The organism is Leptospira fainei serovar Hurstbridge str. BUT 6 (genome assembly GCF_000306235.2).
Classification (GTDB): Bacteria; Spirochaetota; Leptospiria; order Leptospirales; family Leptospiraceae; genus Leptospira_B; species Leptospira_B fainei.
On the sequence record NZ_AKWZ02000002.1, the window covers coordinates 99,018 to 124,214 of the forward strand.

Annotated in this window: 21 protein-coding genes; 17 read left to right on the forward strand and 4 right to left on the reverse strand. The window is 44.3% G+C overall.

The window, feature by feature from the left end:
- The first annotated feature begins 256 nt into the window (after window positions 1–256).
- The gene (locus tag LEP1GSC058_RS01840) at window positions 257–1,105 is read left to right on the forward strand and encodes a flagellin N-terminal helical domain-containing protein (protein WP_010569729.1); all 849 of its coding nucleotides are present in this window, start codon (window positions 257–259) and stop codon (window positions 1,103–1,105) included.
- A gap of 329 nt (window positions 1,106–1,434) precedes the next feature.
- Window positions 1,435–3,081, forward strand: a complete 1,647-nt coding sequence (locus LEP1GSC058_RS01845; RefSeq protein ID WP_016548134.1) for an ArnT family glycosyltransferase — start codon at window positions 1,435–1,437, stop codon at window positions 3,079–3,081.
- Window positions 3,082–3,154: 73 nt separating this feature from the next.
- Here the strand turns inward: LEP1GSC058_RS01845 and LEP1GSC058_RS01850 are convergent, their stop codons facing one another.
- Entirely contained in the window at window positions 3,155–4,102 is a 948-nt protein-coding gene (locus tag LEP1GSC058_RS01850) for a glycosyltransferase family 2 protein (RefSeq protein WP_016547994.1), read from the reverse strand.
- 194 nt (window positions 4,103–4,296) lie between these two features.
- Between LEP1GSC058_RS01850 and LEP1GSC058_RS01855 the strand changes: the two genes are divergently transcribed.
- From LEP1GSC058_RS01855 to LEP1GSC058_RS01880, 6 genes are all read left to right on the forward strand, one after another.
- Complete coding sequence (locus LEP1GSC058_RS01855) at window positions 4,297–5,421, forward strand: CehA/McbA family metallohydrolase domain-containing protein (protein WP_016548056.1); 1,125 nt, start codon at window positions 4,297–4,299, stop codon at window positions 5,419–5,421.
- 63 nt (window positions 5,422–5,484) lie between these two features.
- The gene (locus tag LEP1GSC058_RS01860; protein ID WP_232224592.1) at window positions 5,485–5,940 is read left to right on the forward strand and encodes a hypothetical protein; all 456 of its coding nucleotides are present in this window, start codon (window positions 5,485–5,487) and stop codon (window positions 5,938–5,940) included.
- 40 nt (window positions 5,941–5,980) lie between these two features.
- Complete coding sequence (locus tag LEP1GSC058_RS01865; protein WP_016547826.1) at window positions 5,981–7,384, forward strand: TolC family protein; 1,404 nt, start codon at window positions 5,981–5,983, stop codon at window positions 7,382–7,384.
- On the forward strand, window positions 7,381–8,502 hold the full coding sequence (locus LEP1GSC058_RS01870) for an efflux RND transporter periplasmic adaptor subunit (RefSeq protein ID WP_016547846.1): 1,122 nt from the start codon (window positions 7,381–7,383) through the stop codon (window positions 8,500–8,502). Before LEP1GSC058_RS01865 ends, LEP1GSC058_RS01870 begins: the two co-directional genes overlap by 4 nt.
- A gap of 14 nt (window positions 8,503–8,516) precedes the next feature.
- Window positions 8,517–11,936, forward strand: coding sequence for an efflux RND transporter permease subunit (locus LEP1GSC058_RS01875; RefSeq protein WP_016548191.1), 3,420 nt, complete (start codon window positions 8,517–8,519; stop codon window positions 11,934–11,936).
- Window positions 11,937–12,202: 266 nt separating this feature from the next.
- Window positions 12,203–12,514 (forward strand): hypothetical protein, encoded by a 312-nt coding sequence (locus tag LEP1GSC058_RS01880; RefSeq protein WP_016548268.1) that lies wholly within the window; start codon window positions 12,203–12,205, stop codon window positions 12,512–12,514.
- Between the two features lie 67 nt (window positions 12,515–12,581).
- Here the strand turns inward: LEP1GSC058_RS01880 and LEP1GSC058_RS01885 are convergent, their stop codons facing one another.
- Both LEP1GSC058_RS01885 and LEP1GSC058_RS01890 read right to left on the reverse strand, forming a co-directional pair.
- The gene (locus tag LEP1GSC058_RS01885; RefSeq protein ID WP_016548071.1) at window positions 12,582–13,961 is read right to left on the reverse strand and encodes an MBL fold metallo-hydrolase RNA specificity domain-containing protein; all 1,380 of its coding nucleotides are present in this window, start codon (window positions 13,959–13,961) and stop codon (window positions 12,582–12,584) included.
- A gap of 160 nt (window positions 13,962–14,121) precedes the next feature.
- A complete protein-coding gene (locus LEP1GSC058_RS01890) occupies window positions 14,122–14,973 on the reverse strand; it encodes a flagellin N-terminal helical domain-containing protein (RefSeq protein WP_010419434.1) in 852 nt (283 codons plus the stop codon).
- A 312-nt stretch (window positions 14,974–15,285) separates the two neighbouring features.
- Here LEP1GSC058_RS01890 and LEP1GSC058_RS01895 point away from each other — a divergent pair, with 312 nt between their 5' ends.
- The 3 genes from LEP1GSC058_RS01895 to LEP1GSC058_RS01905 are packed head-to-tail and all read left to right on the forward strand — an operon-like array spanning window position 15,286 to window position 18,382.
- Complete coding sequence (locus LEP1GSC058_RS01895; protein WP_016547928.1) at window positions 15,286–15,843, forward strand: cob(I)yrinic acid a,c-diamide adenosyltransferase; 558 nt, start codon at window positions 15,286–15,288, stop codon at window positions 15,841–15,843.
- Window positions 15,816–17,132 (forward strand): peptide MFS transporter, encoded by a 1,317-nt coding sequence (locus LEP1GSC058_RS01900; protein WP_016548117.1) that lies wholly within the window; start codon window positions 15,816–15,818, stop codon window positions 17,130–17,132. The genes LEP1GSC058_RS01895 and LEP1GSC058_RS01900 overlap by 28 nt, the downstream gene beginning before the upstream one ends.
- The gene (locus LEP1GSC058_RS01905; RefSeq protein ID WP_016547948.1) at window positions 17,129–18,382 is read left to right on the forward strand and encodes a C40 family peptidase; all 1,254 of its coding nucleotides are present in this window, start codon (window positions 17,129–17,131) and stop codon (window positions 18,380–18,382) included. The genes LEP1GSC058_RS01900 and LEP1GSC058_RS01905 overlap by 4 nt, the downstream gene beginning before the upstream one ends.
- 52 nt (window positions 18,383–18,434) lie before the next feature.
- Here LEP1GSC058_RS01905 and LEP1GSC058_RS01910 read toward each other — a convergent pair whose 3' ends face one another.
- Window positions 18,435–19,058, reverse strand: coding sequence for an LON peptidase substrate-binding domain-containing protein (locus LEP1GSC058_RS01910; protein ID WP_198014375.1), 624 nt, complete (start codon window positions 19,056–19,058; stop codon window positions 18,435–18,437).
- Window positions 19,059–19,112: 54 nt separating this feature from the next.
- Between LEP1GSC058_RS01910 and rfaE1 the strand changes: the two genes are divergently transcribed.
- From rfaE1 to LEP1GSC058_RS01940, 6 genes are all read left to right on the forward strand, one after another.
- The gene (rfaE1, locus tag LEP1GSC058_RS01915) at window positions 19,113–20,123 is read left to right on the forward strand and encodes a D-glycero-beta-D-manno-heptose-7-phosphate kinase (RefSeq protein WP_016548249.1); all 1,011 of its coding nucleotides are present in this window, start codon (window positions 19,113–19,115) and stop codon (window positions 20,121–20,123) included.
- The gene (gene rfaE2 / locus LEP1GSC058_RS01920; RefSeq protein WP_156860631.1) at window positions 20,120–20,608 is read left to right on the forward strand and encodes a D-glycero-beta-D-manno-heptose 1-phosphate adenylyltransferase; all 489 of its coding nucleotides are present in this window, start codon (window positions 20,120–20,122) and stop codon (window positions 20,606–20,608) included. Before rfaE1 ends, rfaE2 begins: the two co-directional genes overlap by 4 nt.
- Window positions 20,609–20,731: 123 nt before the next feature.
- A complete protein-coding gene (locus tag LEP1GSC058_RS01925; RefSeq protein WP_016548212.1) occupies window positions 20,732–22,351 on the forward strand; it encodes a CTP synthase in 1,620 nt (539 codons plus the stop codon).
- On the forward strand, window positions 22,348–23,202 hold the full coding sequence (gene kdsA / locus LEP1GSC058_RS01930; protein ID WP_016548137.1) for a 3-deoxy-8-phosphooctulonate synthase: 855 nt from the start codon (window positions 22,348–22,350) through the stop codon (window positions 23,200–23,202). Before LEP1GSC058_RS01925 ends, kdsA begins: the two co-directional genes overlap by 4 nt.
- Window positions 23,203–23,288: 86 nt before the next feature.
- Complete coding sequence (gene lptC, locus LEP1GSC058_RS01935; RefSeq protein WP_039947960.1) at window positions 23,289–23,849, forward strand: LPS export ABC transporter periplasmic protein LptC; 561 nt, start codon at window positions 23,289–23,291, stop codon at window positions 23,847–23,849.
- A gap of 6 nt (window positions 23,850–23,855) precedes the next feature.
- Complete coding sequence (locus LEP1GSC058_RS01940; RefSeq protein WP_016548019.1) at window positions 23,856–25,193, forward strand: LptA/OstA family protein; 1,338 nt, start codon at window positions 23,856–23,858, stop codon at window positions 25,191–25,193.
- The last annotated feature ends 4 nt before the right edge of the window (window positions 25,194–25,197 follow it).

Genomic DNA, 25,197 nt, shown 5'->3' on the forward strand with positions numbered 1-25,197 from the left:
AAGTACTTTCACGGCGGTTTTATTCGGCTCCGAAGGTCCTTTTATTCTATTCGATAACTGCTCCCCGGGTATGCCAGGGTAGTTCCAAAAGGGACATATCCGAAGGAAGTCGGAAGGTTTCTTTTATCGGATTCGCTCGGAAAAAGTATCTACTCGGATTTTACGAATTGGACGATCCAAATGGTGAAGAGGTCAAGGAAGACCTCTAGGAAAGTCACATTCCTCGAAAGAGGATTCGGATTCAAGGAGGAACCGAATGATTATTAACCACAACATAAGCGCCATTTTCGCTCATAGAACATTGAAGTTCAATAGCGAAAGCATGACTAAAGACATTGAAAAACTGTCTTCCGGTATGCGAATCAACCGTGCAGGTGACGACGCTTCCGGTTTGGCAGTGTCCGAGAAAATGAGGACTCAGGTCGGCGGTTTACGCAGGGCGGAACAAAATACCGAGGACGGTATGTCTCTGATCCAAACGGCGGAAGGGTATCTGCAAGAAACCCATGAAGTCGTTCAAAGGATTCGCGTTCTGGCAGTACAAGCCGCGAACGGAATCTATTCCGAGGAAGACCGTCAGCAAATTCAAGTAGAAGTCTCTCAGTTGGTCGACGAGATTGACAGGATTGCTTCTCAGGCCGAATTCAACAAGATGAAGCTTCTTACCGGAGCTTTCGCTCGTTTGAATCCGACCGCAAGTATGTGGTTCCACATGGGTGCTAACATGCACCAGAGAGAAAGGATATACATCGAAACGATGAACACCGCGTCTTTGGGTCTTAGAAACCCGACCGTGTTGACCTTTATCTCTCTTTCTACGGCGGGAAAAGCCAACTCCGTAATAGGATTGGCAGACGATGCACTCAGACTGATCTCTAAGCAGAGAGCGGACCTGGGAGCTTATTACAACCGTTTGGAACATGCCGCTAAGGGGTTGATGAACGCTTACGAAAACATCCAGGCTGCAGAGTCTCGGATCCGTGACACGGATATGGCTGAACAAATGACCAGCTTTACCCGCTATCAGATCTTGACGCAAGCTGCGACCGCGATGCTCGCGCAAGCGAACATGAAACCGCAAACCGTGCTGCAGCTATTGAAGTAATTTAATGGCTCACCGATCGGTTTCTTAGTAGGGGCCGGTCGGGCACGTCCTTAAGCGAATGCAGGTTCTTTCGACGGGACCGACGGATTTATAATTTTGTTATAAATCGCCGTACGACTCTGAAGCCTAACGTTCTTTCAAAGAACCGTTGGGCTTTTTTTTGCCTAAAAAATCTTACGATCGAAATCTAAAAATTTCTTTCTCTCTGTCCGGCAAATGCAAGAACTTCAATTTAGGATAAAAATCGGATTCGCTCCTTCCAATAAAACAGGGTAGATAACCCGCAATCCGGAAATTTCCAAATTGGGTTTCAATCCCGGGAGAATTTTTTGAAGTTCAGATTCGACTCTGTTTTCTTTTTACTTAGTTTATATTTTCTCTTTCTGATTCTAGGTTTAGGCTCGTTTCCTCTGATTGATTGGGATGAGAATATCTACGGAGCTGCGTCCAAAGGAATGTTCGTATCCGGGGATTTTTTTAGAATCACCGTCAACGGTCAGTTATTTACCGAAAAACCGCCTTTGTATTTTTGGCTGGCCGCAATTTCCTATTTTACGTTCGGACTGAACGAATTCGGAACGAGATTTCCTTCCGTTTTAAGCGCAGTGTTAGCTTTCGGAACGATTTATTTTTTTGGAAAACGACTCCGTTCATCCAAGTTCGGGATCATTTGGGCCCTTTTGTATTCTTCTTCTTTACTTCCGTTGGTTCTCGCAAGAACGGCATATATCGATCATCTATTCAATACCTTCATCTTTCTAGGCGCCGTCGGACTTTGTTTATATGATACGGATATACGGAAACAAACTCCCGGAGCTTGGAAATGGCTTATCGCCGCCTCTGCCAGTATGGCCTTAGCCGTTCTCGCGAAAGGTCCTCTAGGTCTCTGCATTCCGGTCGCATCGTTTATAGCGATGAGAATCTTCGAACGAAGATTTCAAATCTCCATCATCCATACCGCAATCGGTGCGGTCGTTTTTATCGGAGCAGTCTCGGTCTATTATTTAACGGATTACCTTCTTCATGGCGAGGAATTCTTACAAGGATTTCTGGAATTCCAGAGAAAGCTATTAACCAAGTCCCTGGAGTCGCATACCGGTCCTTGGTTTTATCATTTCATCGCGGCATTGATCGGATTCTTTCCCTGGACTCCGTTTCTGTTCGCATATATTTCCAAGGGCAGACGAGAAATTTTAAAAGAAGACGGGATTCGCCAGGTTTCGTTGCTAATGATCGCTTGGACAGGAATCGTATTGATTATTTTCTCCATCGTTCAGACCAAGCTTCCCCATTACTCTTCCTCGATTTACTTTCCTCTTTCCTTCTTCACAGCATTGGTTCTGGAACGATTCGGGGCGGAGCTTGTGCTTAAAAAATGGATTATTCTTTCCTTTCTTTCATTTTCTTGCATAGTAAGCGTTTTATTTTTAGGACTTCCGATACTTGCGAATTATTTGATACGATCAGGATTCTCCGATGAAAAAGTATTTCCCGAATTCGGAATTATCGATTCGATTCCCGGTTTAGTTCTTTTAGCAGGGATCTTATTCGCATATTTTCGGGTTAGAAGCGTAACTCCAGGCGATTTATCCGGGAAATTCATCTTTCCGGTCTGGGTAACCTTACTCGTGTTCCTAATTTCTCTTTCAGTGACGCTTGCTCCGAAAGTAATCGATCTGCTCCAGGGGAAAACATTACGATTATTCGATAGAGCCGTTCGAGAAGAAGGAGGGGAGGTCATTTTTTATAAGTATCTTTCCTTTTATCCGATGTTCTATCGGGACCAACCGATCCATATCGTCGGAAGTTATAAATTTAAGGACGAATCGGATTTGCTGAATCATCCTCCTGAAGGGAAGAAACTGTTTATTATCGGAAATGCAAATAGCCAGACGGAATTGATTTTTCTTTACCCGAATCGTAAATTTGTCCCGATAGAAACGGAAGGCGGATTGGTGCTATTACGGGTCTTATAATATCTAAGACGATTCTAACCGTTCGATAATGATCTCGCCCTTTTAAACGCAAGCGGTGAGATCCATCGGAGATCTATTCTTCTTTGTATTTCAATAATTGAAGTTCGAAATTGAATCGTTGAATCTTAGCAACCGTGTGCAAAATCAGTCCGATCGAAAAATTGAGTATGGATGCGATCATTAAACCCGTGGCCAAAATGGCGAGCGGGACATGATATACGTATTTGTATTTCCAATAATCCCATACTGCCTGACTCCCCGAAGCGATCGCGGCAATAAACGCAAGGACCGACAAGAAACCGAAAAAATGCATCGGTTTATAATCCTTAAAAATCCAGAGAATATTATTAACGACTCGATAGCCGTCCCGAAACGTATTCAATTTCGAGAAACTACCGGAAGGTCTATCCTTGTACTGGATCGGAATCTCCCGAATCGCGAACCTTTTATCCAAGGCATGCAAGGTCATTTCGATTTCTAATTCGAAACCGGAAGCTAAAATCGGATAATTCTTTACGAATTTTCTAGAAAATACGCGATACCCGCTCATCGCATCGCGCAGTTTGACGCTGAAAAGAAAATTGATCAGCCTAATGACGAGTTGATTTCCTAAAGAGTGGAACATTCTCTTATTTTCCCGACTATAATCACCCCGACTTAATCTATCGCCGACTACCATATCGAGTTCGTTCTTAATTAATTCGTCCGTCAATTTCCTGACTTCTTCGGCGGGATATGTAGTGTCCGCATCCGACATTATATAAATATCCGCATCCGCTAACGAAAAAGCCTTTCGAACCGCATTGGCTTTTCCCTGTCTATTCTCGAACAAGACCGAACCTTTTATTTTATGTTTCTTAAATGTCTCCGTCGCGATCAGATTTGTTTTATCTTTGGAGTTATTATCCACCACCCAAAAAACGGCATTAGGTAATTCTTTGTAAAAGGAGAGAATCGTTTCGCGAATCGTAATCTCTTCGTTGTAAGCGGGAATGATCACCGCTATACGCTTATCTTTCATAGTATTGCTAATCCGTTACCTTCAAGAACACGAGAATCGTGCTTTCGTAGAAACCAAAAAGTGAGTTAGCTGGAATAAGCAAAGACCTTTTTAAAGCCGAAAAAAAGTTTTATTAAAAATCCTATGGGCAGCAATTAGGTCAATACGCCGCCATGATAACAAACACCGTAACGCCTGAAATGGACCGAATTTAAATGAATTTCCGAAACTGGAAACGATCTCTCCTGGGTATTTTCGCCACAATCATCGTAACCATCTTGGGGTTCAATGCGTGGAGTCTTTTTTTTCTACGTTCGGATATTAAACCGAAATTGATCCCGGATAATATTCAATCCGGAGGACGGGAAATCCAGGATCCCTATCTAAAATCGACTAAACTGAAATGGGTTAAAACTGCAATTCATTTGCATAGCAATCAGGCTTGGTTTACGCCAATCAGAAACTCACCGGAAGAAATCCTAGAGGTTTATTCCAAGAATGGATATCAAATTCTCGCGTTCACGGATTATGAAAGAGTAACTAAAGTAGAATCAAATAAGACGGCCCAAATCCCAGGCTACGAGTGGGGGAGAAATCTTGTAAAGAGGCATCTCACCGTTTTGGGTGTCGAAGAAGCAGACCATGATTTTTTTCCCTTATTCGCTTTTCCCGAAAATATACAATGGGAGATCGATAGTCTTCGGAAAAAAGGCGCATTTGTCGCAATCAATCATCCGCTACTAAACGATAGTTTTCCTCTGGGAATTCTGGAAAGACTAAGAGGATACAATGCAATCGAAGTACTATCACCGTTCGGAGATATACTTACTTATTGGGATCAATTGCTGAGCCTTGGCGTATCTTCTTTCTGCATGGCAGGGGACGACTTGCATTATCTTCCGAAGGAAGAATACTTAAAAGTCGCAAAAACAGGATTTCCTAGCTTACGTCAAATTGCCACCGAGTGGTACGACGAAGATGGTGAATCCCTTATGCGGTACATTCTTTTAAACACGAACTCCGTGGATAAGAACGATGTTCTCGCAGCCCTCAAAGACGGTAATTACGCTTGCGTTAGAAAAATGTCCCGAGTTCTGAGCGATCCAAAGGTTAAAGCTTTCGGAATCCGGAATGGGGGAGAGGTCTTTTACGAATTTGAGGAAACTCCTTTAAGCGTTGATTTTATCGGTAGGAACGGAGAGACATTGTCTAGATCGTACGGCAAGAAAACAGGAACGTATCGGTTTCGTCCGGGAGACTTGTACGTCAGAATACAAGCCTTCTTACCGACTGGTTTAATCTTAAGTAATCCTTTCTATCGAAGGGATATTTCGAACTAGCTCATTCTTATTGTTTACCGGATTCGAGATCCAGCCGGAGCTTTTTTTCTTGACAGATCCGTTTTGGAAACAGTCAGATTAGTTGAAATGGAGTTTTCTCCTAAAAAGACGATCGGTTTCGTACTTGCGCTCGGTTTTGTTGTGCAGATTACCTGCGCCTCTTTAACTAGTCTGTTAGGAGTTTGTCCTGTCGGGACTGCATCGATAGGAATCAAAAGTTCTTCGTCAGGAGATGACCTACCTCCCTGCCACAAATCTTCCCAAGCTGAAGAGAAATCTTCGTCTTCCGATTCCTCCGGAACCGATTGCTGCCAAAAGGGAATGACCGCATCCTTCGAAGCGGCCGCTCACCGAATATCGCTGGAAAAAATAAAATCTCAGTTCATTCACTTATTTTCCGTTCTCCCCATCAGAATCGCCTCTCAAATCATCCTCGAGCAAGGGCGAATCCGTGCCGATGGAATTCGATTTTTTTCCGCAACCCGCTCGCCGAGCCTTCTTCAAGTTTTCTTAATTTAATACCTCGCTCTTAATTCCCTGACGAACTTTAGGAGGATTTATGAGCGCTATACGCACATTTTCTATTATTATTTTTTTCCTATTTTCGCTTCCGATCTTCTCCGAAGCGAAACGACTAGAAGAAATTCTGGACATTCTTGCAACGGAACATCCCGAAGCAAAATCATTAGCCGGGGTTTCCCATGCACATAAATCGCATTCGGACGCATCCGGTATTCTACCCGATCCGAAGATAGGATTCGCGTATCGAAATTATCCGACTCGCAACGGCTACTCTCTGAACGGGAACCGGGCCTTGGATACCCCTACGATGACGGGTATGGAATTCTCCGTTTCCCAAGAATTTCCTTTTCCCGGGAAGCTCGGCACTGAAAAAAGAATTTCCAAAATTATGGAGAACGAAGCGACTCTCGGCTATTTGGTCGGAGTCAATCGAATGCTAGGCGATTTCTTTATTCGCTTAAATCGCTTTCAACGGATTGAAAAGAAAAAACAAATCAATGGCAGAATTTTGGATTTACTTAATGCGCAGAAATCCATTGCCGAAGGATATTATTCCGCGGGAACTGTGCCTTTGACGGGAGCCCTGAAGGCTTCTATCGCAAAGACGGATGCATTAGAAAAGGAAGCGGAGTACGGCACAAATTTAAAGGATTTAACGTCTCAGCTCGAATACTACAAGGTATTAGATCGGGTTTCTCTTGCCGATTTATTTCAGATTAATTTGGATTCGTTTTTAGAAGAAAGTCTTCAGCGATTGAACGGCTTGGCAAATTCAGGAGTTCCCGCAGTCGAGGAAACTCCTGATTATAAGATATTATTGGCCGAAGAGAAGAGACTGAAAGAGCAGACTAAATTGACAAAATATTCCCTCGCTCCGCAAACGGAGGTATTCTTTTCATACATGAAGAGAAAATCCCAAACGTTCTCGGCGGATACGGGTCCGCTAAACTATAGTTTGATGGATACCACCGAATATAGGGGCGATTTATTCAGCTTCGGCATCAATATGCGTGTTCCGGTCTGGTCAGCTTTGAAATGGAATTCGATAACCGGCGAAACGGAACACCTGGCCGAAGTCGGAAAGGATGCGGTAGATAAGACTCGCGCCCAGATGGTTTCGGAAATCAATCGGGGAATAGAGGTGATCCGAGGAACTTCCAATCAAATTCAAATCATCGAAAAGAAACTGATACCGGAGATGGAAAAAGCTGCGAGAGCGAGCGCGTCACTTTACGCTCCAGGCAAGGCAAATATCCAAGATACTCTTCTTGCCCAGACGGAAGTTTTAAATGCGAAGATCCGATTGGAAGATCTACGCGAGCGCAAAAATGAAACCATCTTAAATATGCTCAAGCTTCTTAGCCTAATTTACCAAGACCAGAAAGTTCCTAAGCATGAAAAGCATCAACCGGAAGTCACATTGGGAAGAGGTCGCGAATGAGACGTACAAATAAGAATAGCGAGCTTAGCTCAAGATCTTTCCAGTATTCCGGGAAATTCGCAGTTATTGCAGGTGTGGTATCCTTATTTCTTTTACTAGTCTCCTGCGGAAAGAAGAAAGAAATTTATTATTGCCCAATGCATCCGACTTATACTTCGGATCGCCCCGGGACTTGTCCGATCTGTGGGATGGATTTGGTAAAGAAAGAAGCCGATCCGGCTCACCAAAATTATTCGAGTACCGAGCCGAACATAGAATCATCAAAGAAAGAAACGATTCCTAACTCGTCCGAGGAAGCGATCGACGCCTCTCGCAGGGAAGAAGGGCCTTCCGAAATCTTTCTTTCCGCCGAAAAACAGCAATCGATCGGTATTAAGACGGACTTGGTACTTCGCAGAAATTTGATCAAGAAGTTGACCGTATACTCGAACGTTGCGTACGATCCGGAGCTATACGCGGCCCTAACCGAATATAAGGAAGCTCTTCGATCTTCGGAAGCCATATCCGAGGCTGGATCTTCGATCAGCTTGACAAATTTACAAATGCGCCTTAGACAATTAGGCCTATCCACGGATCAAATTCGAGTCTGGTCTTCCCAACAAAGAGAGCCTTCCGAATTAATCTTGGGAGGTAAGGCGGGACGAGCCCATATTTATTCGCAAATCTATGAGTCGGATCTTTCGACCGCCAAAGTTGGCTTGCCGTTTATCTTCAAGACGGACGTTTATCCGAATAAGGAATTCAAAGGCAAAATCAAAAGTATCGACACGATTCTGGATAAAAATAGTAGAACGTTGCGATTGCGAAGCGAAGTGTCCGATCCTCAACATCTATTGAAACCCCAGATGTTCGGTGAAGCCAGAATCGAAGTATCACTGCCCGCCATTTTAACCTTACCGACCTCGGCGATCCTGGATACCGGTATGAGAAAGATGGCCTATATTCAGACCGGTCCCGATCGTTTTCGACCTGTGGAAATTCAAACGGGCCGGACCGTCGATTCTTGGACCGAAGTCATTTCCGGAGTAAAGGAAGGTGAACGCGTTGTCGCCGAATCGACCTTTTTAATCGATTCCGAAGCGAAGATCCGCTTCGGGAATAACGCTCACAGTCATTGAGGTTGTAATTACATATGATTCAGAATATCATTCGCTTTTCGGCTCATAATAAATTTCTTATACTTCTTTTTACGCTGGGAGTCCTTGTAGCAGCCTACGTCTCGATGAAAACGATTCCGCTGGATGCGATTCCGGATCTTTCGGACACTCAGGTTATCGTATATTCCAGGTGGGACAGAAGTCCGGATATAATAGAAGACCAAGTTACGTATCCGATCATAACATCTTTGCTGGGAGCGCCGAAGATCAAAGTAGTAAGGGGATTTTCCGATTTCGGATTTTCCTATGTCTACGTGATTTTCCAGGACGGCACCGATATCTATTGGGCCCGTTCAAGAGTGCTGGAATATCTATCGCGGATTCAGTCTCAGCTTCCCGCAGGAGTGAAAACGGAATTAGGGCCGGATGCAAGCGCAGTCGGGTGGGTGTTCCAGTACGCCTTAGTCGATACGACAGGGAATAATTCCCTCGCTGATTTAAGAACGTATCAGGATTTCCATCTTCGATATCTGCTAAATTCGGTGCCGGGCGTTTCGGAAGTCGCGGGAATCGGCGGATTTAAAAAACAATATCAAATCACAATCAACCCTAACGCTCTTCGCTCCTATAATATCGGATTCGAGACTTTGGTTCAGAAAATACGGGAAAGCAATCAGGAAACTGGAGGAAGACTCCTCGAAATTTCCGGAGCCGAATATATGGTTCGAGGACGAGGCTATCTCAAATCGATAACGGACATCGAAAATATTCCTTTATCAACGGACGTTAATGGAACTCCGGTACTCTTAAAGAATATAGCCGCCGTACAGTTCGGGCCGGATATTCGGAGAGGAATTGCGGACTTGAACGGGGAAGGGGATGTGGTCGGCGGAACAATCGTAATGAGACACGGCGAGAACGCGCTTTCAGTCATCGAGAGAGTTAAGGCCAAGATCAACGATATCAAGGCGAGTCTTCCTGCCGGGGCGGAAATCATCACCACTTACGATCGATCGGAATTGATCGACCATGCGATTTCCAACCTGAAATTTAAATTAATGGAGGAGATGCTCATCGTCTCTCTGGTGATTCTCGTCTTTCTCTGGCACTTCCCGTCGGCAATCATCCCCATACTTACCATACCCATTTCGGTCATCGTAGCATTCATTCCGATGAATCTGTTGGACGTTAATGCCAATATCATGTCCTTAGCCGGGATGGCCATTTCCATCGGCGTATTAGTGGACGGCGCCATCGTTGAGGTTGAAAACGCATATAAGAAATTGGAGGAATGGGAGTCGGGTGGAAGGAAAGGCGATTATCATATGGTTCGCCTGGAAGCGCTGCTCGAGGTCGGTCCGTCCGTATTCTTTTCTTTGTTAGTCATTGCAGTGGCTTTCTTCCCGATTTTTACTCTGGTGGATCAGGAAGGTAGACTCTTTCGTCCATTAGCTTATTCTAAGAATATAGCGATGGCCGTGGCAGCCTTACTTGCAATAACACTCGATCCTGCTTTTCGAATGCTGTTCACTCGGATGGAGCCGTTTCGATTCAAGAGCGCGGTACTTTCAAAGGTTGCGACTACATTGTTTGTAGGAAAATATTATCCCGAAGAAAAACATCCGGTAAGTAAGATTCTTTTCAGACTTTACGAACCGGCCTGTCACTGGGTCTTGGAAAGGCCAAAAACCATTATCGCTTCCGCGCTGGCGTTGGTTTTTATGACGGTTCCGGTCTATTTAAGTTTAGGGTCAGAGTTTATGCCCCAACTGTATGAAGAATCCCTTTTGTATATGCCGACAACACTTCCAGGAATCTCAGTTGCCGAAGCCGAAAAGCTGATGGTGTCAATGGATAAGAAGATCAAATCGTTTCCCGAAGTAAAAAGCGTATTCGGAAAAGCGGGAAGATCGGACACGGCTACGGACTCCGCTCCATTCTCAATGATGGAAACGGTAATTCTACTAAAGCCTCAGGATGAATGGAGAACAGCAAATCGTTTTTACTCTAATTGGCCGAGAATTCTGCAGCTCCCATTTTTACCTTTCGTAAACGAACGATTGAGCAAGGACGAGCTTATCGAGCTGATGAATCGAGAAATGCAATTTCCCGGAGCGACGAATGCATGGACAATGCCGATAAAAACCCGAATCGACATGTTAAGCACAGGAATGCGAACTCCTATCGGAATCAAGGTCCTCGGTTCTTCTCTCGAGGAAATAGAAAAGATAGGAATTCAAATCGAAACTTTACTGAAGACTAATAAGGACGTGCGAAGCGTTTTTGCGGAACGGACTGCCGGCGGCTACTTTTTGGATTTAGAGCTTAAACGGGAAAAACTCGCCAGGTACAATATCTCCGTGGATGCGGCGCAACAAATTATCGTCGCAGCCATCGGAGGAGAGCAAGTAACTCAAACCGTCGAAGGAAGAGAACGTTTTTCGGTTAATGTTCGTTATCCTCGCGAACTTAGGGATTCTGTCGAAAAAATACGATCGATTCTGGTTCCGACCCAAGAATTCGGACATATCCCTATCGGAGAAATCGCGGATATCAAAACCAAAACCGGACCATCGATGATTCGAGATGAGAACGGCTTTTTAGCCGGCTATGTCTATGTGGACCCTTCCACTTCCGATATCGGAGGCTTCGTAGATCAGGCAAAAAGAAAAGTTTCCGACTCGATCAAGCTCCCGGCAGGCTACTCTATCCTTTGGAGCGGTCAGTATGAAAATATGCTGAGAGTTCGCGAAAGAATGAGATACATTCTGCCGCTTACTATATTTATCATTTTTCTTCTATTGTATTTTAATACGAAATCATATGCGAAAACGCTTATAGTTCTTCTAGCCGTCCCGTTTTCGTTGATCGGCGCAGTGGGATTGCTCTACATCTTGGATTATCATGTATCGGTAGCGGTCTGGGTGGGAATGATCGCGTTGATGGGTTTGGACGCCGAGACCGGCGTTTTTATGCTGCTCTATTTGGATCTTTCTTATGATTCTGCCGAGCGAAAAGGAATGGTTCGAACGCGTGAAGATCGCATAAATGCGATCATAGACGGGGCCGTTCATAGGGTTCGCCCAAAAATCATGACCGTCCTTGCCGCTATGATGGGTTTACTTCCGATCATGTGGTCCAACGGAACCGGTTCGGATGTAATGAAAAGAATCGCCGCGCCGATGGTCGGGGGGCTTGCTACAAGTTTCCTACTAGAACTCTTAGTCTATCCGCCTATCTATTTATTATGGAAAGAAGGGAAGCTTACCTTCGCACAATCTCTACCGGCTGTTTCCAAATATTTCGGGCAAAATGAATCGAAGAAAAAAGACGTTCTAATATCGCAGGTCGAATCAGAAAGCGAAACGTTGCCGGAGGACGATTTTTCCGAAGATGAGATTCGAAAATCGGCTCCAACAAAAGGAAAGAAGCTTAAAAAAAAGACACTTTCATAGGCTTGCTCACTTTCTTCAGGGTTTAGATCGACTGAGGGCAAGACTCCGCATCGATTTGGACATGCTTGCCAAGAATAATTGTCAAAAAATATACGATAAAGAAATTACGTTTCTCTTAATCGTCTTTTGCGGTGCAAAAGACGATTAAGATTTCAAATGTTAAGCGAATAAAATTTTAATCTTGATCAAGATGATCGTCATCCGTATAATGTAATCGATTCGGTATTTATTGCCGAGAAAATGTTTACAAAGCCCGTGGAGACACTATGAAAAAATTATTCGCAACCATCCTGTTGTTGGCTATCATTCCGACGATCGGCGTTTATGCATTTAGCGATTTGGAAAAACTGTTAATCGCAGAAGCGACCACTCCCGAATTGAAGAAAATAGCGAAGGATTATTTTCTTCGGAAAGCTCAAGACCAAAAGGAGCTTTCGGAAAAATATAAAACTTTAAGCAACTTGAATCGGGGAGGCAAGTCGACTTCCGAAGATGCCGAGAGAAAGAAGTACAAACAACTTTCCGAGCAAGTCGCCCAGGAAGCCGAAAAGTATAAGGCTCAGGCAGATAAACTCTAGGAAATTAACGGTATTTAGTTTCCCAGATTCGAATGGTCCGGGAAACTAAATACGATTGGTCGTCGTATTATTGAAGAGGAAGATAAGCAACCGAGTTATACTCGGGAATCATCGGCTCCCAACCGTACGTTTCCTTAATTTTCTTTTCCAATCCTTCAGCCCCGTCCTTTTCTCCATGAACGATATATACTTTAGGATTCGATCCTCTTAGATCCGATAGCCAATCGACTAGTTCCGCTTGATCTGCGTGGGCTGAGAACCCGTCAATGATATCGATACTGCATCGAACGGGATGCCATTTCCCTCGTATTTTAATTTCTTTTTTGCCGTCTAAAAGATTCCGCCCACGAGTTCCTTCCGCCTGGTATCCCGCGAGTAGAACCAAGGAATTTGAATCTTTCAGAGTTTCCTCTAAATATGTAAGCACTCTTCCGCCGGTGGCCATTCCGCTGCCCGCTATTACGATCTTAGGGCCCTTGAGGGCCGCAATATGTCTGGTTTCATCAGCATGCTGAACGATCGTAATTTGTTCGCACATCGCGTCTAAATCCGATTTATTAATTTTATGCCAATCCGCACCGTAACGACGAAATATTTCCAGAATATGAAGTCCCATCGGGGAATCCATATAAACCGGCGTTTGGGGAATTCTTCCCGCGATCCTCAATTTCCAAAGGAGATACATTAGGAGCTGAGTTCGTTCGACTGCGAAGCTCGGGATGATTATGGTTCCTTTCCTCTCCGAGAATTCGTTTATCAACGACGCTAATTTTTCCTCGGAGTCGCCGGAATGGAGACGATTTCCGTACGTGGATTCGATCAAAAGTAGATCGGCGTGTTTCGGTTTCTCGGGGGGAAACAAAAGAGGGTCGTCTTTTCTTCCTAAATCTCCCGAAAACAAAAACGTTTTCCCACCCACTTGAATCTCAATGGAACTGGCGCCTAGAATATGGCCTGCATAGAAAAAGCGAACTCGTATCCCCGGAAATAATTCGAACCAAACTCCTATTTCCTGTCTATGAAAGAAAGAGATCGTCTTTTCTACATCTTTCATCTCATAGAGAGGTAAAGCCGGCGAATGTTTCGAATATCCGTGACGGTTTGCAGCATCCGCGTCCTCTTCTTGAAGATGGGCGCTGTCCTTCAAAATAATCTCCGCAACGTCGAGAGTAGGTGCGGTTGCGAAGATGTTTCCGGAAAATCCTGATTTCACCAGCCTCGGCAAGTAACCCGTATGATCCAAATGTCCGTGGGTCAAAAGGATAACATCGATTCGTCCCGCTTCGGGTGGAAGAGCTTCCCAATTTCGTAAACGTAGTTCCTTAATCCCTTGGAATAAGCCGCAATCGATCAATATATTCTTGCCCAAGACGCGGAGGAGATACTTGGAACCTGTGACGGTACCGACCGCTCCTAAAAATCGTAAGCTTGCGATTTCGGAATTCATATATGAAAAATAATCCTTTCTCTAGTATTAATGTACACTTTTAACTACGTATAAAAAAGCCCGCAAAATTGCGGGCTTTCCAATCAGGATATTACGTTCAACCTGCGAAATATTAAGCGAAGTTTTATTTCAAGCATCGAGCCGGTCTCGAAATAGAAAATCAACCAAATCGCTCGCTCAAAAGTTTTACAACCTGTTCGGGTCGCATATTTGCTTGTGCAAGCATGGCAACACCGCTTTTTGTCAGTATTTGATTCTTCGTAAATTCCACAATATGTTCCGCTACGTCTGCGTCTCGAACACGACTTTCCGCCGAAACCATATTGATGTAATTTGCCTGCAAACCCTCCGCCGTAATCTCCAGCCGGTTATAATAAGCGCCTAAATCGGACCGCTGTTTATTCACTCGCTGGATTGCATTATCCAAAATGCCGATCATCGAGTTGGAAGAAGCCGGCGTGGATAATGTTTGTTTTTTGCCGTTGCTTTCCAATTGCAGAGCGGCAGCATTCATAGCATCCACGAAAATTTCCAACTTCTCATTTTGATTCGGGCCGACATGAAGTTGGATTGGATTCTTGGATTCCTTGGAATAGGCTCCGCTTAACGGTCGAATTTTATTAAATTCTGCCGTCTTTCCCAATCGATCCACTTCATCGATAAGTTGATCCACTTCAAGTTGAACCAATTTTCGATCGTCGTCCGAGTAAATTCCGTTTGAAGTTTGAACGGAAAGCTCTCTTAATCTTTGCAGAATATTGTTCACTTGTTCCAAGTTTCCTTCCGTCACTTGGATGAACGAAACTCCATCCATTACGTTTCGTTCCGCCTGAGCGATACCCCGAATTTGCGTTCTCATCCTCTCGGATACGGCAAATCCCAAAGCATCATCTCCGGCACGATTGATACGCATTCCGGTGGAAAGCTTTTCTGCGACTTTGTCTTGGTCTTGGTTTACCGTCTTCAGTACATTATTCGTACGAAGAGCGCTAATGTTGTGATTGATAATCATCAACAACCTCCCTGTAGATGAGGTACGGATCCGTCCGCACCTATATTTCCGGCTCTTTGGGGGGAGGGGAGCCCCCCGGGCTCACCGGGTTCCACTGCGAATTTCCGCTCCCTAATTTTCCGAAGGGGCGGACTTTTTTTATAATTTCTCCTAAAGGACTAAATCATCAAAGACGATAATACCTATAAGGGAAATTTTGATTCAAATATACTCCCTTTTGATCAATCTGCAACTTTTTTTCCTATATCCTATCCTTTTCCTAGGGAAATTTCTAGTGCATTCGGGAATTTTGTCCCCTAATTCCCTATTTATATGAAAATCTACACGAAAAAGGGCGACTCAGGAACAACCTCCCTAGCTAACGGATCGAGAGTTTCTAAAGCGGATAACCGTGTCGAATTGTATGGAACCGCAGACGAATTGAATTCGTCGATAGGAGTAGCTAGCGCATTTCTTAAATCGGATTCTAAATTAAGAGCCAGCTTGGAGCGAATTCAAAATCTTTTATTTGAATTAGGATCCGAACTCGCAGGTTATAGAAAGGATGACGGCACTTCGTGTTTGTTGGAAGAAGACACGCTTCGACTGGAACACGAAATCGATGAATGGCAAAATTCTCTCGCTCCTCTCAAGCATTTTATTCTACCGGGCGGTTCGCAGGCTTCAGCATTTTTGCATATAAGCCGTACTGTAACCCGTAGACTTGAGAGAGAATTAGTAAAAGCGAAAGATTCGGGTGTGGAGATTTATCCTGAAACTTTGAAATTTTTAAATCGACTATCCGATCATTTATTCGTAGCCGCACGATATGCAAATTTTGAATCCAATATAAAGGAGCCTCAATGGCAGTCGAGAGCCAAGGGAAATTAAGACATCCGAAAGGGCTTTTTATTCTTTTCTTAGTCGAGATGTGGGAGAGATTTTCCTTCTACGGAATGCGGGCCTTGCTCGTTTTGTTTTTAACTAAGGTATGGCTGCTCTCCGACCCTGAAGCAAATCGAATTTACGGAGTCTATAACGGACTCGTTTATTTAACTCCGATCTTCGGAGGATTTTTGGCAGACCGCTTTTTAGGCTATCGATCGTCCATTTTTCTGGGCGGACTTTTAATGATGTTCGGACACATTTCCTTAGCCATCGACGGAAGAATGACATTCTTTCTGGGTTTGGTTCTTTTAATCTTAGGGAACGGATTCTTTAAACCATGCATTTCAACGGTGGTGGGAAGAATTTACGAATTGGAAGGAAAGTCCGATCTTAAAGATTCCGGTTTTACGATTTTCTATTTCGGAATCAATACCGGCGCAGTGTTAGGAACTTGGGCGTGTGCAAATATCGCAGATATTTACGGTTGGCATTATGGATTCGGAGTCGCAGCCGTCGGAATGTTTACCGGATTACTTATTTTCGCTTTTCTTGGAAGAAAGATCGCTGGAGAAGCCTTCTTCCCGGATAAAAATAAAAGCCCAAAGATCGAGTCGAAAAATTCGGAGAGCGAAAACAGTTCATCGATCGGCTTTGTGGATGCAGGAAGAATACGCGCAATTCTGGTTTTTTCGAGCGTGACGATCGTATTTTGGGCTTCGTTCGAGCAGATGGGATCTTCCTTGAACCTAATCATCGATCGATACGTGGATCGTAATTTCTACGGTTGGGAAATTCCCGCGGCAAATTACCAATCCTTAAATCCTATTTTTGTCATTTTATTTTCGTTGGCGATCTCATGGGCATGGAGAAAATTAGAGACTTCGGGAATTCATGTTTCAAGCGTCACTAAATTTTGTACGGCGCTGATAACCTTAGCCTGCGGTTTTTTGGTTCTCTCCGTCGTAACTTCAGTATCGGACGGTAAATTCTCTTCCGGGTGGATCGTTCTAGCGATTTTATTCCATACGATCGGCGAGCTTTTAATTTCCCCTGTGGGCTTATCTTTAATCACAAAGCTGGCTCCCACTAGAATGGCATCCATGATGATGGGAATCTTTTTTCTTTCCAGCTTCTTCGGGCACTTGATTGCGGGTGAATTGGCAGGCCTTATGGGTGGACGTGAAAACCTGCCCGTATTCTTTCTAATCTTCGTTATCTTTCCCGGAATCGTAGGAGTCGTCTTATTCCTATTTCGAAAAAAATTAGAATATTGGATGCATGGGGTAAGATGAAATCGATAATTTCAATCTTCATTCTGCTTTGCATGTTTCAACTGCCCTTGGTTGCGGATCCGTTTCAAGACCTACTAAAGGATGATTTCTCTAGGGGACAGACCCTACTGATTAAGAATACGGTGTTCCAAAAAATCGGAAAGAGATCCGGCGACAAAGATGTCCTTGCGATCACGAAGAAAATCGTCCCTTGGGCAATTTTGGAAGGTTTACAGCCGGAGAAAGTAGCGGATCTAATTTTAAAAATCGATATCGCACAAACCGCAGGACTTAGTTTCGAAGAGGCGGAAGACGCAATTCCTCCGTCCGCCACTCGAGATCTTAGCGATGAAGATTTTCCGTATATCGCTTTGTATTTAAAAGAAACAAAATTAGCCGGCATTCGAGAGGAAGTCCGAAATCGTTTCCTGGAAGCTGCGTTAGAAAAACAATGGTCCGGGTTTTCCGTCCTCGCGGGAGGACGCGCCTTATCGGCGGGTAAGTTGGTCGATTTTCCGCAAAATAGACTCGCCACCAGAATTCTAAAACAATTCAGTCCACGGGGAAAAAGGGAAACTTTCGTCCGTTGGGAAAAAGATTTCAAATCAGTATTGGACGATAAGTTGGAAGGCGGATCTTATATCCTTCTTTCGAATCTGAAAACGGTTTATAACCAAGGGTCGAGCTCGAACGGATTCGCATTAGGGAAAGCAAGAGCGATTGAAAATTCGTTAAACGAAATCGGCCAAATTGTAATCGGTGACCGCCCGAAGTTCGAGCCGGTTAGAGAACCGCCTTTAGTGCCGAATCTACCCGAACCCAACGAACCGTATCCGGAACCGAGCATTCCAAAACAGAATTGGGAAACATTATCCTCGTCTATGTTACGCAAAGTGGCCGGGGAATGGGTAGGAACTCCTTATAAATGGGCGGCAGCCGCAAAGACAGGTACGGACTGCTCCGGATTTACGTATAGAGCATTGACGGACGGCAGAATCGGAGTTCCGGAAAATAGAATGTCTCGCGCATCTAGCGCTCAAACGAAACTTGGAACCCCTGTCACTCATAATGAAATGCGGGCCGGTGATCTAATTTTCTTTTCGGCGTCACCTAACCAAGAGAAAGTAACTCATGTCGGATTAGTGCTTTCGGAAACTGAGTTTGCACACGCTTCCTCTTCTCGCGGAGTAATTTTCGATAAGGTCAATTCGAAGTGGTGGTTGGATCGTTTCGTGCTCTCAAGACGATTATTTCGGAAAGTGGTCGATTAAATTTATAGTAGTTTTGCAAGAGAACGATAGCGAAAACACGAAGGATTCGGGTTCATTCTCCCAAATTCATTTCCTCCACGATCCAAAGTAGAACTTTCGCCTTCGCGATCGGATCCGGATGAGATAGGATCTCTTGCTTTTTTTGGAATTCGAAATTTAAAATCGAAGAAATGAAATCGATCGGAAAAGGATGATTCCAGAGTTCGTTCATTCGTAAAATCAAATCTTCCTGCGCTCCTTCCGCTAAGAGAATCCGTTTCGTTAAGGAAAGAATCTTATCGAATACATCTCGAAAACTATCTTCTTTCGTGTACGTCGTCTCTGCGGGAATTTTCTCTATAATTCCGATCCGAAAAGGATCCAAAGTCTCGTAACCGCTCAGCCGAGCGATTCCTTTTCCCTCTAAAAGAATATTGGATCTTCCGTCCGGAAGGGAATCTCGTCGGATAATCGTCCCCCAACCAAAAACGGATTCGATCTCCGGATGAAGATCTTGTTTTTTAAGAGAATCGACGCGAATCGGTGCTACCGCCATTTCTTCGCCCGACTCCGAACAATAATCCAACATCATTCGATACCTGGGTTCGAAAATATGTAACGGAAGAAACGTTCCCGGAAATAGGATGATCCCGGGAAGGGGAAAGATAGGGATTGTAGTTGTTGACACCGAAGGAATATCCTAACCTTTTGAAGAGAAAACGCAAACGAATTTGCCAATCTCGGTCTGAAATTGTACTCTATAGAAAAACATAAATATGCCGCCGCTTCCTCTCGGCTCTCCAAAACAAAGATTATCGTATTAGGAGATCTCATTCTGGACGAGTATCTGTTCGGCGAAGTGAATCGAATTTCTCCTGAAGCTCCTGTTCCGGTCGTCTGGATTCGAAAAGAAAAAACGACCCTTGGCGGCGCAGGAAACGTGATCAAAAATTTGTCCAGATTCGGAGTGCAGTCCATCGTTCTGGGACGATCCGGAAACGACGAGACTGCGAAAACATTGAGCAGCTTGTTGACGATCGAAAAAACGAACGAAAATGAAAACAAAGTGATTCGTTCCGAGAGAGTGCCGACGATACTGAAAACAAGAGTGATAGCGGGTCACCAGCAAGTTTGTAGAATCGATCGAGAAGAAACTCTTCCTTTAACGCAAGCGGAAGAATCCGAATTAATTCGGGCATTCTCCGAGCGGATCGACCAAGTGGACGGGGTTGTATTATCCGATTATGATAAAGGAACTCTAACTCCTAAATTAATTCACGAAGTCATTTCATTAGCGATAAAGAAAGGGAAAATCGTCACTGTCGATCCTCAGGTTTCCCATTTTTTTCAATACAAAAATGCAAGCATAATGACTCCGAATCATCATGAAGCTGGGCGTGCTTTAGGAAGGAAATTGGAATCGGATCAAGAAGTCGAGATTGCCGCTAAGGAAATCGCAGAACGTCTCGGGTCTCCGTCCATGATGATCACTCGCGGAGAAAAGGGAATGAGTCTCTATCTGGCTAATGAAAGAAAAACTCATCATATCCCTACAGTTGCCAAGGAAGTCTTCGATGTTACAGGCGCCGGCGATACCGTAATATCCGCATATACTGCCTACCGAGCGGCCGGTTTAACGGAACTGGAATCGGCATTAGTTGCAAACGTGGCCGCCGGAGTCGTCGTAGGTAAACTAGGAGCCGAAACCGTTTCCGTAGAAGAACTGCAATTAGCCCTGGAAAAAAGAGGTTTATTCCGTTGAGCATAATTCGATCGTGCTTGGATAAAATTATTCCGTTTTCAGAAGCTTTGACGGTTGCAAATCGCGTTCGCAAAAGTCATAAAATCGTGTTTACGAACGGTGTCTTCGATTTGATGCACAAAGGACATTTAACGTACCTGGCCCAAGCGTCGGAACTCGGCAATTTTCTTTGGGTCGGTCTTAATTCCGATTCCTCAGTGAAAAAAATCAAAGGCCCGGAAAGGCCGATTAATTCGGAAGAAGATCGAGCTCTTCTTCTCGCATGTCTTTCTTTCGTGAGTGCGGTAACCGTATTCATAGAAGAAACTCCCATAGAACTGATTGCAAGGATTCGTCCCGATGTACATACGAAAGGAGGGGATTACGATCGAGAGGCCTTACCGGAAACTCCACTGGTCCGAAGTCTTGGAGGAGAGGTCCAAATTCTTCCCTTTGTTGAAGGTTTTTCCAGCACCGAAATCATCCGCAAGATTAGGGGAGTCTAATAAAAAGGGCGGGATTTCCCCGCTCCAATTCCAATCATTGTCCTTTCCCGGAAATTCTTTGAATTTCGTAGTTGGTTTTTCACGAACCGAGAAAAACCCTGTTCAGCAAGGAAGGAGACGGAATTGTCCAAGACCAGATTTATTTTCGTTACCGGAGGGGTTTGCTCCTCCTTAGGAAAAGGGGTTTCCGCCGCAGCCCTAGGTTGCCTGCTTGAAAGCAGGGGATATACCGTTTCTCTTCAAAAAATGGATCCATACATCAATATAGATCCCGGAACGATGAGCCCCTACCAACACGGAGAGGTTTATGTTACGGAAGACGGTGCGGAAACCGATTTGGACCTAGGATACTATGAACGCTTTACGAAATCCAAGTTCACTCGAAAAAATTCCGTATCTACCGGCCAAATTTATAATACTGTCATCCAAAGAGAACGGAAAGGAGACTACCTAGGAAGAACCGTTCAAGTCGTTCCTCATATCACTAACGAAATTAGAAATCGAGTTTATACACTCGCGAGAGAAAATGCCACCGATTTTGTGATCGTCGAGATCGGCGGCACGGTCGGGGATATCGAATCCATTCCTTTTTTGGAAGCCATTCGACAAATGAGATACGAGCACGGGCCGACGCATGTTTTATTCATACATGTGACATTGGTTCCTACGATTACCGTTGCGGGCGAAGCTAAGACTAAACCGACTCAACACTCCGTGAAGGAACTTCTGGCTCTCGGAATTCAACCTGATATTCTGATTTGTAGAGTCAATCAACCCATGAGCAAGGATATGAAGGGTAAGATTTCTCTGTTCTGCAACGTAAAAGAAGAAAACGTAATCTCAGCTTCCGACATTAGTACTTCCATTTATGAAATTCCTAAAATGTACAAGGAAGAGAAATTGGACCAGGTCGTTTTGAAAACGTTAGGTATGGAACTCGGAAAATCCAATTTCTCCGAATGGGAAAAGATCATCAAAAGTCTTCAATCCGCAAAGCATACCGTCCAGATCGCGGTTGTCGGAAAATATATTTCTCTTCACGATGCGTATCGTTCCGTTTATGAAAGTCTTTCTCACGGTGGAATCGCTAACGAAGCGAACGTCGAATTCGTAAAGGTCGATCCTGAAAAAGTGGATAAGGCAAACGTAAAAGAAGTCCTTAAGGGCGTTCATGGAATTTTGGTCCCGGGCGGTTTCGGTGATCGAGGAATCGAAGGAAAAATTCTAGCTATCCAGTATGCGAGAACCAAAGGTATTCCATTCTTCGGAATCTGCTTGGGAATGCAATGCGCAGTCATTGAATATGCTCGGAATGTTTTAGGTCTGAAGGATGCAAATTCAACGGAATTCAGACCCGATTCTTCGGATCCGGTTATTTCATTGATCGAAGAGCAGATGGATATCGATCAAATGGGCGGCACTATGCGTCTCGGATCTTATCCTTGTAGAATTCGTAAAAATACTCTCGCGTTTGGCGAGTACAAACAGGAATTAATCTACGAGCGTCATAGACATCGTTTCGAATTCACGAATCGGTATAAGGAACCATTCGAAGAAAAAGGCATGGTTTTCTCAGGAATTTCTCCCGACGAAAATCTGATCGAAATCGTGGAAATTCCGGATCATCCCTGGTTTATCGGCGTCCAATTTCATCCGGAATTTACCGGCAAACCGACCAAACCTCACCCCCTATTTGCCGGATTCATTCGCGCTGCCGTCAAACTAACAAGGAAGGCCTCATGAGCGATCGAACCGCAAGCACAAGGGAGTTCCTAAACGGAACGAAAATCGGCGGAGACCATCCGTTCTTCTTAATCGCCGGTCCATGCGTAATGGAAAATCGCGAGCTTCTCGATTTTGTGTGCGGGGAGATGGTGGAAATTTGCGGAGAGTTGGGAATTCCTTATATCTTTAAGAGCAGCTTTGATAAAGCGAATCGGTCTTCGGTGAATTCGTATAGAGGACCGGGTCTTACCGAAGGAATCAAACATTTAGAATTCATTAAGAAAAAATACAACGTGCCTGTGCTAACGGACATTCATGAGACTTCGCATATTATTCCGTTAAAAGACATTTTAGATATCTATCAAATTCCCGCATTCCTGTGCAGACAGACCGATTTAATTTCGGAGTCGGCAAAAACCGGTAAATGGGTGAACGTCAAAAAAGGACAATTCTTAGCTCCTCAAGATTGCAGACATATTAAAACTAAGATCCAAGAATCCGGATCGGAAAAATATCTGGTAACGGAGCGCGGAACCACCTTCGGTTACGGAAATCTAGTTTTCGACGGTCGAACCGTTCCGATACTACACGGATACGATATACCGGTCGTCTTCGATGCGACTCATTCCGCACAACTTCCCGGTGCAGCCGGAAATATTACCGGAGGACAAAGGGAGTTTATTCCAAGCATGGTGCGAAGCGCGGTAGCTCTCGGTATCGAAGGTATCTTTATGGAAGTACATCCTGATCCCGAAAAAGCGCTTTCGGATGCGACTACACAATATCCGATTTCCAAAATCAAAGCTCTTTTAAAAGAACTGATCGGGCTGGATCAATACGTAAAACGGGAAATTCTCAATAAAGATTGACCGGTCTCGGCCAATCAGGCGGAACTTTGAAATTTCAACTCGCCTTTCTAAAAAATCTAGACGCGGAAACAATCCAGAAATATCGGATGTTTGCCGGTATATTGGCCGGAATCGCATTAATCATAATTTTCTTCCTAGTCGCGGGTAAGAAAGAGGCGAAATACACTCGAGTCGAAAACGAAAAAGAAAGCGGAGCGACAATATCGTTTAAGAATTTCGAGCGCGATCAGTATGATGAAAACGGAATTTTAATTTGGAAACTTAAAGCCGACGAATCTTACGTATTTGTAGGGGAAGGTAGAACCGTTTTTTACGCGGTCGACTTCGATCAATACGAAAACGGCAAGTTCAAATCGAAGCTCACCGGCGATAAAGGCGAGATCAATCATACTTCGAAGCTAATGGTTTTGAACGGCAATATCCATCTTCGTACCGACGAAGGCAGAACACTTTTAGCTAAGTCGTTGGAATACAATACCGAATCGAAAAAACTTTCCTCGAACGAAGAGGTAGTGGTGGAGGCGGACGGTACCAAAATCAGAGGAATCGGCCTAAGAGCGGATAAAGATCTAAACAAGTTCACCATCCTGCATCCGACCGCAATTACGCAGGGAGGATCTAATCCTCTGTCTTCCGCGCCGGAGTAAGAACCGATGAAAAATCGTCTCGGCTCGTTTCTCTCTATTTTGACGCTTCTATTCGTAGACGGCCTTTTTTCTCATGTTCGCCCTCCTTTATTATTCTCTCCGGAATCGTTGGAACGGAAACCTATACAAGGAATCGGTGAACCGGATCCTGCAAAAAAGGAAAGTTTTCCCACATATTGGGGGGGAAGCACCCTTACCCAAGAGGATAAACAGATCCAAGGATTGAAAGTCACGACGTTTACTCTGGAGGGGGGGGCTTGGATCCAACATAAAAAAGTAAAGCTTTCCGCCAACAGGATTGAAGTGATAGGAAAGGAAGCATATAAAGCATTCTTAAAATACGGCGTCGAAGTCGACGATCAGGAAAACGGAACCACACTTAAGGCCGGCACCGGTGAATACGATAAATATGCTGAAACTGTCATTATAAAAGATAGACCTAGGTTATTCTTTAAGGATAAAACCGGCAAAACGACCGTAATTTCCGCCCAGACGATCGAAAGGCAACTTAGCACTAAAATCACGAAGCTGGTCGGCGGAGTCGTCATCACTCACCCGGACGTGACTATTTTATGCAAAGAAGCATTATTTAAAGAATCCGAAAACGTAATTACAACGGATCCAAACCCTTTTTTGCTCTCCAAAGACCGATATCTAACCGGCGTTAAGCTTTCGTTCTATACTAGCGAAAACCGAATTCTACTGGAGCAAAATACCGTTCTTTTCCAAACTTCGTACGAGAAGCGACAAACTGAAGACGGCAAGGAAACAACCGAAAAGATCATTACCATCCTAAAGGGCGATCGATTGGAGAGTAGCAACGATGAAAATAAGGAAAGAGTGATTAGCTTAAAGGGAAACTCCACTATATTCAGAAAGAACGTAAAAATCACAGCAGAGACGTTGGAATCATTAGGGACAGATTCGCGTACGATTCGCGGGAGAAAAAACGTTCGAATCCATGACAGAGAAAATTATCTAATTCTTTCCGGAAACGTATTGGATTACTTTCGAAAAGAAGAATACATGCATGTGACCGACGACGGTAAGATGGAATTCTTGGATTCGAAATCCGGAGCGGTGACGACCACGATGACTGCCCAAGAGTTCGAGCGATTTCTAGATAAGGACGAAACCGTGATACGCGGGAATGTGTATATAAAGGCAAAAGGTTCGCAAGCGATGGGCGAATATGCCACTTATTATGAAAAAGATGAGACGATCTATTTGGAAGGAAATCCTCGTGTGGATCGGGCCGGCAAGATTTTACGGGCGGGAAAAATCCTCTTTTATCCTAGGGAAGGCCGGGCGATTCTGACGGAAGGAGTCCATCTAGGAAATTAGGAGA

What these genes read in the sequence shown, in the direction of transcription:
- lptC (WP_039947960.1), top strand. Translation starts at nt 23,289, where the DNA reads ATGTTTGCCGGTATATTGGCCGGAATCGCATTAATCATAATTTTCTTC.
- LEP1GSC058_RS01940 (WP_016548019.1), top strand. Translation starts at nt 23,856, where the DNA reads ATGAAAAATCGTCTCGGCTCGTTTCTCTCTATTTTGACGCTTCTATTC.
- LEP1GSC058_RS01855 (WP_016548056.1), top strand. Translation starts at nt 4,297, where the DNA reads ATGAATTTCCGAAACTGGAAACGATCTCTCCTGGGTATTTTCGCCACA.
- LEP1GSC058_RS01850 (WP_016547994.1), bottom strand. Translation starts at nt 4,102, where the DNA reads ATGAAAGATAAGCGTATAGCGGTGATCATTCCCGCTTACAACGAAGAG.
- kdsA (WP_016548137.1), top strand. Translation starts at nt 22,348, where the DNA reads ATGAGCGATCGAACCGCAAGCACAAGGGAGTTCCTAAACGGAACGAAA.
- LEP1GSC058_RS01875 (WP_016548191.1), top strand. Translation starts at nt 8,517, where the DNA reads ATGATTCAGAATATCATTCGCTTTTCGGCTCATAATAAATTTCTTATA.
- LEP1GSC058_RS01870 (WP_016547846.1), top strand. Translation starts at nt 7,381, where the DNA reads ATGAGACGTACAAATAAGAATAGCGAGCTTAGCTCAAGATCTTTCCAG.
- LEP1GSC058_RS01900 (WP_016548117.1), top strand. Translation starts at nt 15,816, where the DNA reads ATGGCAGTCGAGAGCCAAGGGAAATTAAGACATCCGAAAGGGCTTTTT.
- LEP1GSC058_RS01840 (WP_010569729.1), top strand. Translation starts at nt 257, where the DNA reads ATGATTATTAACCACAACATAAGCGCCATTTTCGCTCATAGAACATTG.
- LEP1GSC058_RS01885 (WP_016548071.1), bottom strand. Translation starts at nt 13,961, where the DNA reads ATGAATTCCGAAATCGCAAGCTTACGATTTTTAGGAGCGGTCGGTACC.
- LEP1GSC058_RS01880 (WP_016548268.1), top strand. Translation starts at nt 12,203, where the DNA reads ATGAAAAAATTATTCGCAACCATCCTGTTGTTGGCTATCATTCCGACG.
- LEP1GSC058_RS01890 (WP_010419434.1), bottom strand. Translation starts at nt 14,973, where the DNA reads ATGATTATCAATCACAACATTAGCGCTCTTCGTACGAATAATGTACTG.
- LEP1GSC058_RS01905 (WP_016547948.1), top strand. Translation starts at nt 17,129, where the DNA reads ATGAAATCGATAATTTCAATCTTCATTCTGCTTTGCATGTTTCAACTG.
- LEP1GSC058_RS01865 (WP_016547826.1), top strand. Translation starts at nt 5,981, where the DNA reads ATGAGCGCTATACGCACATTTTCTATTATTATTTTTTTCCTATTTTCG.
- LEP1GSC058_RS01895 (WP_016547928.1), top strand. Translation starts at nt 15,286, where the DNA reads ATGAAAATCTACACGAAAAAGGGCGACTCAGGAACAACCTCCCTAGCT.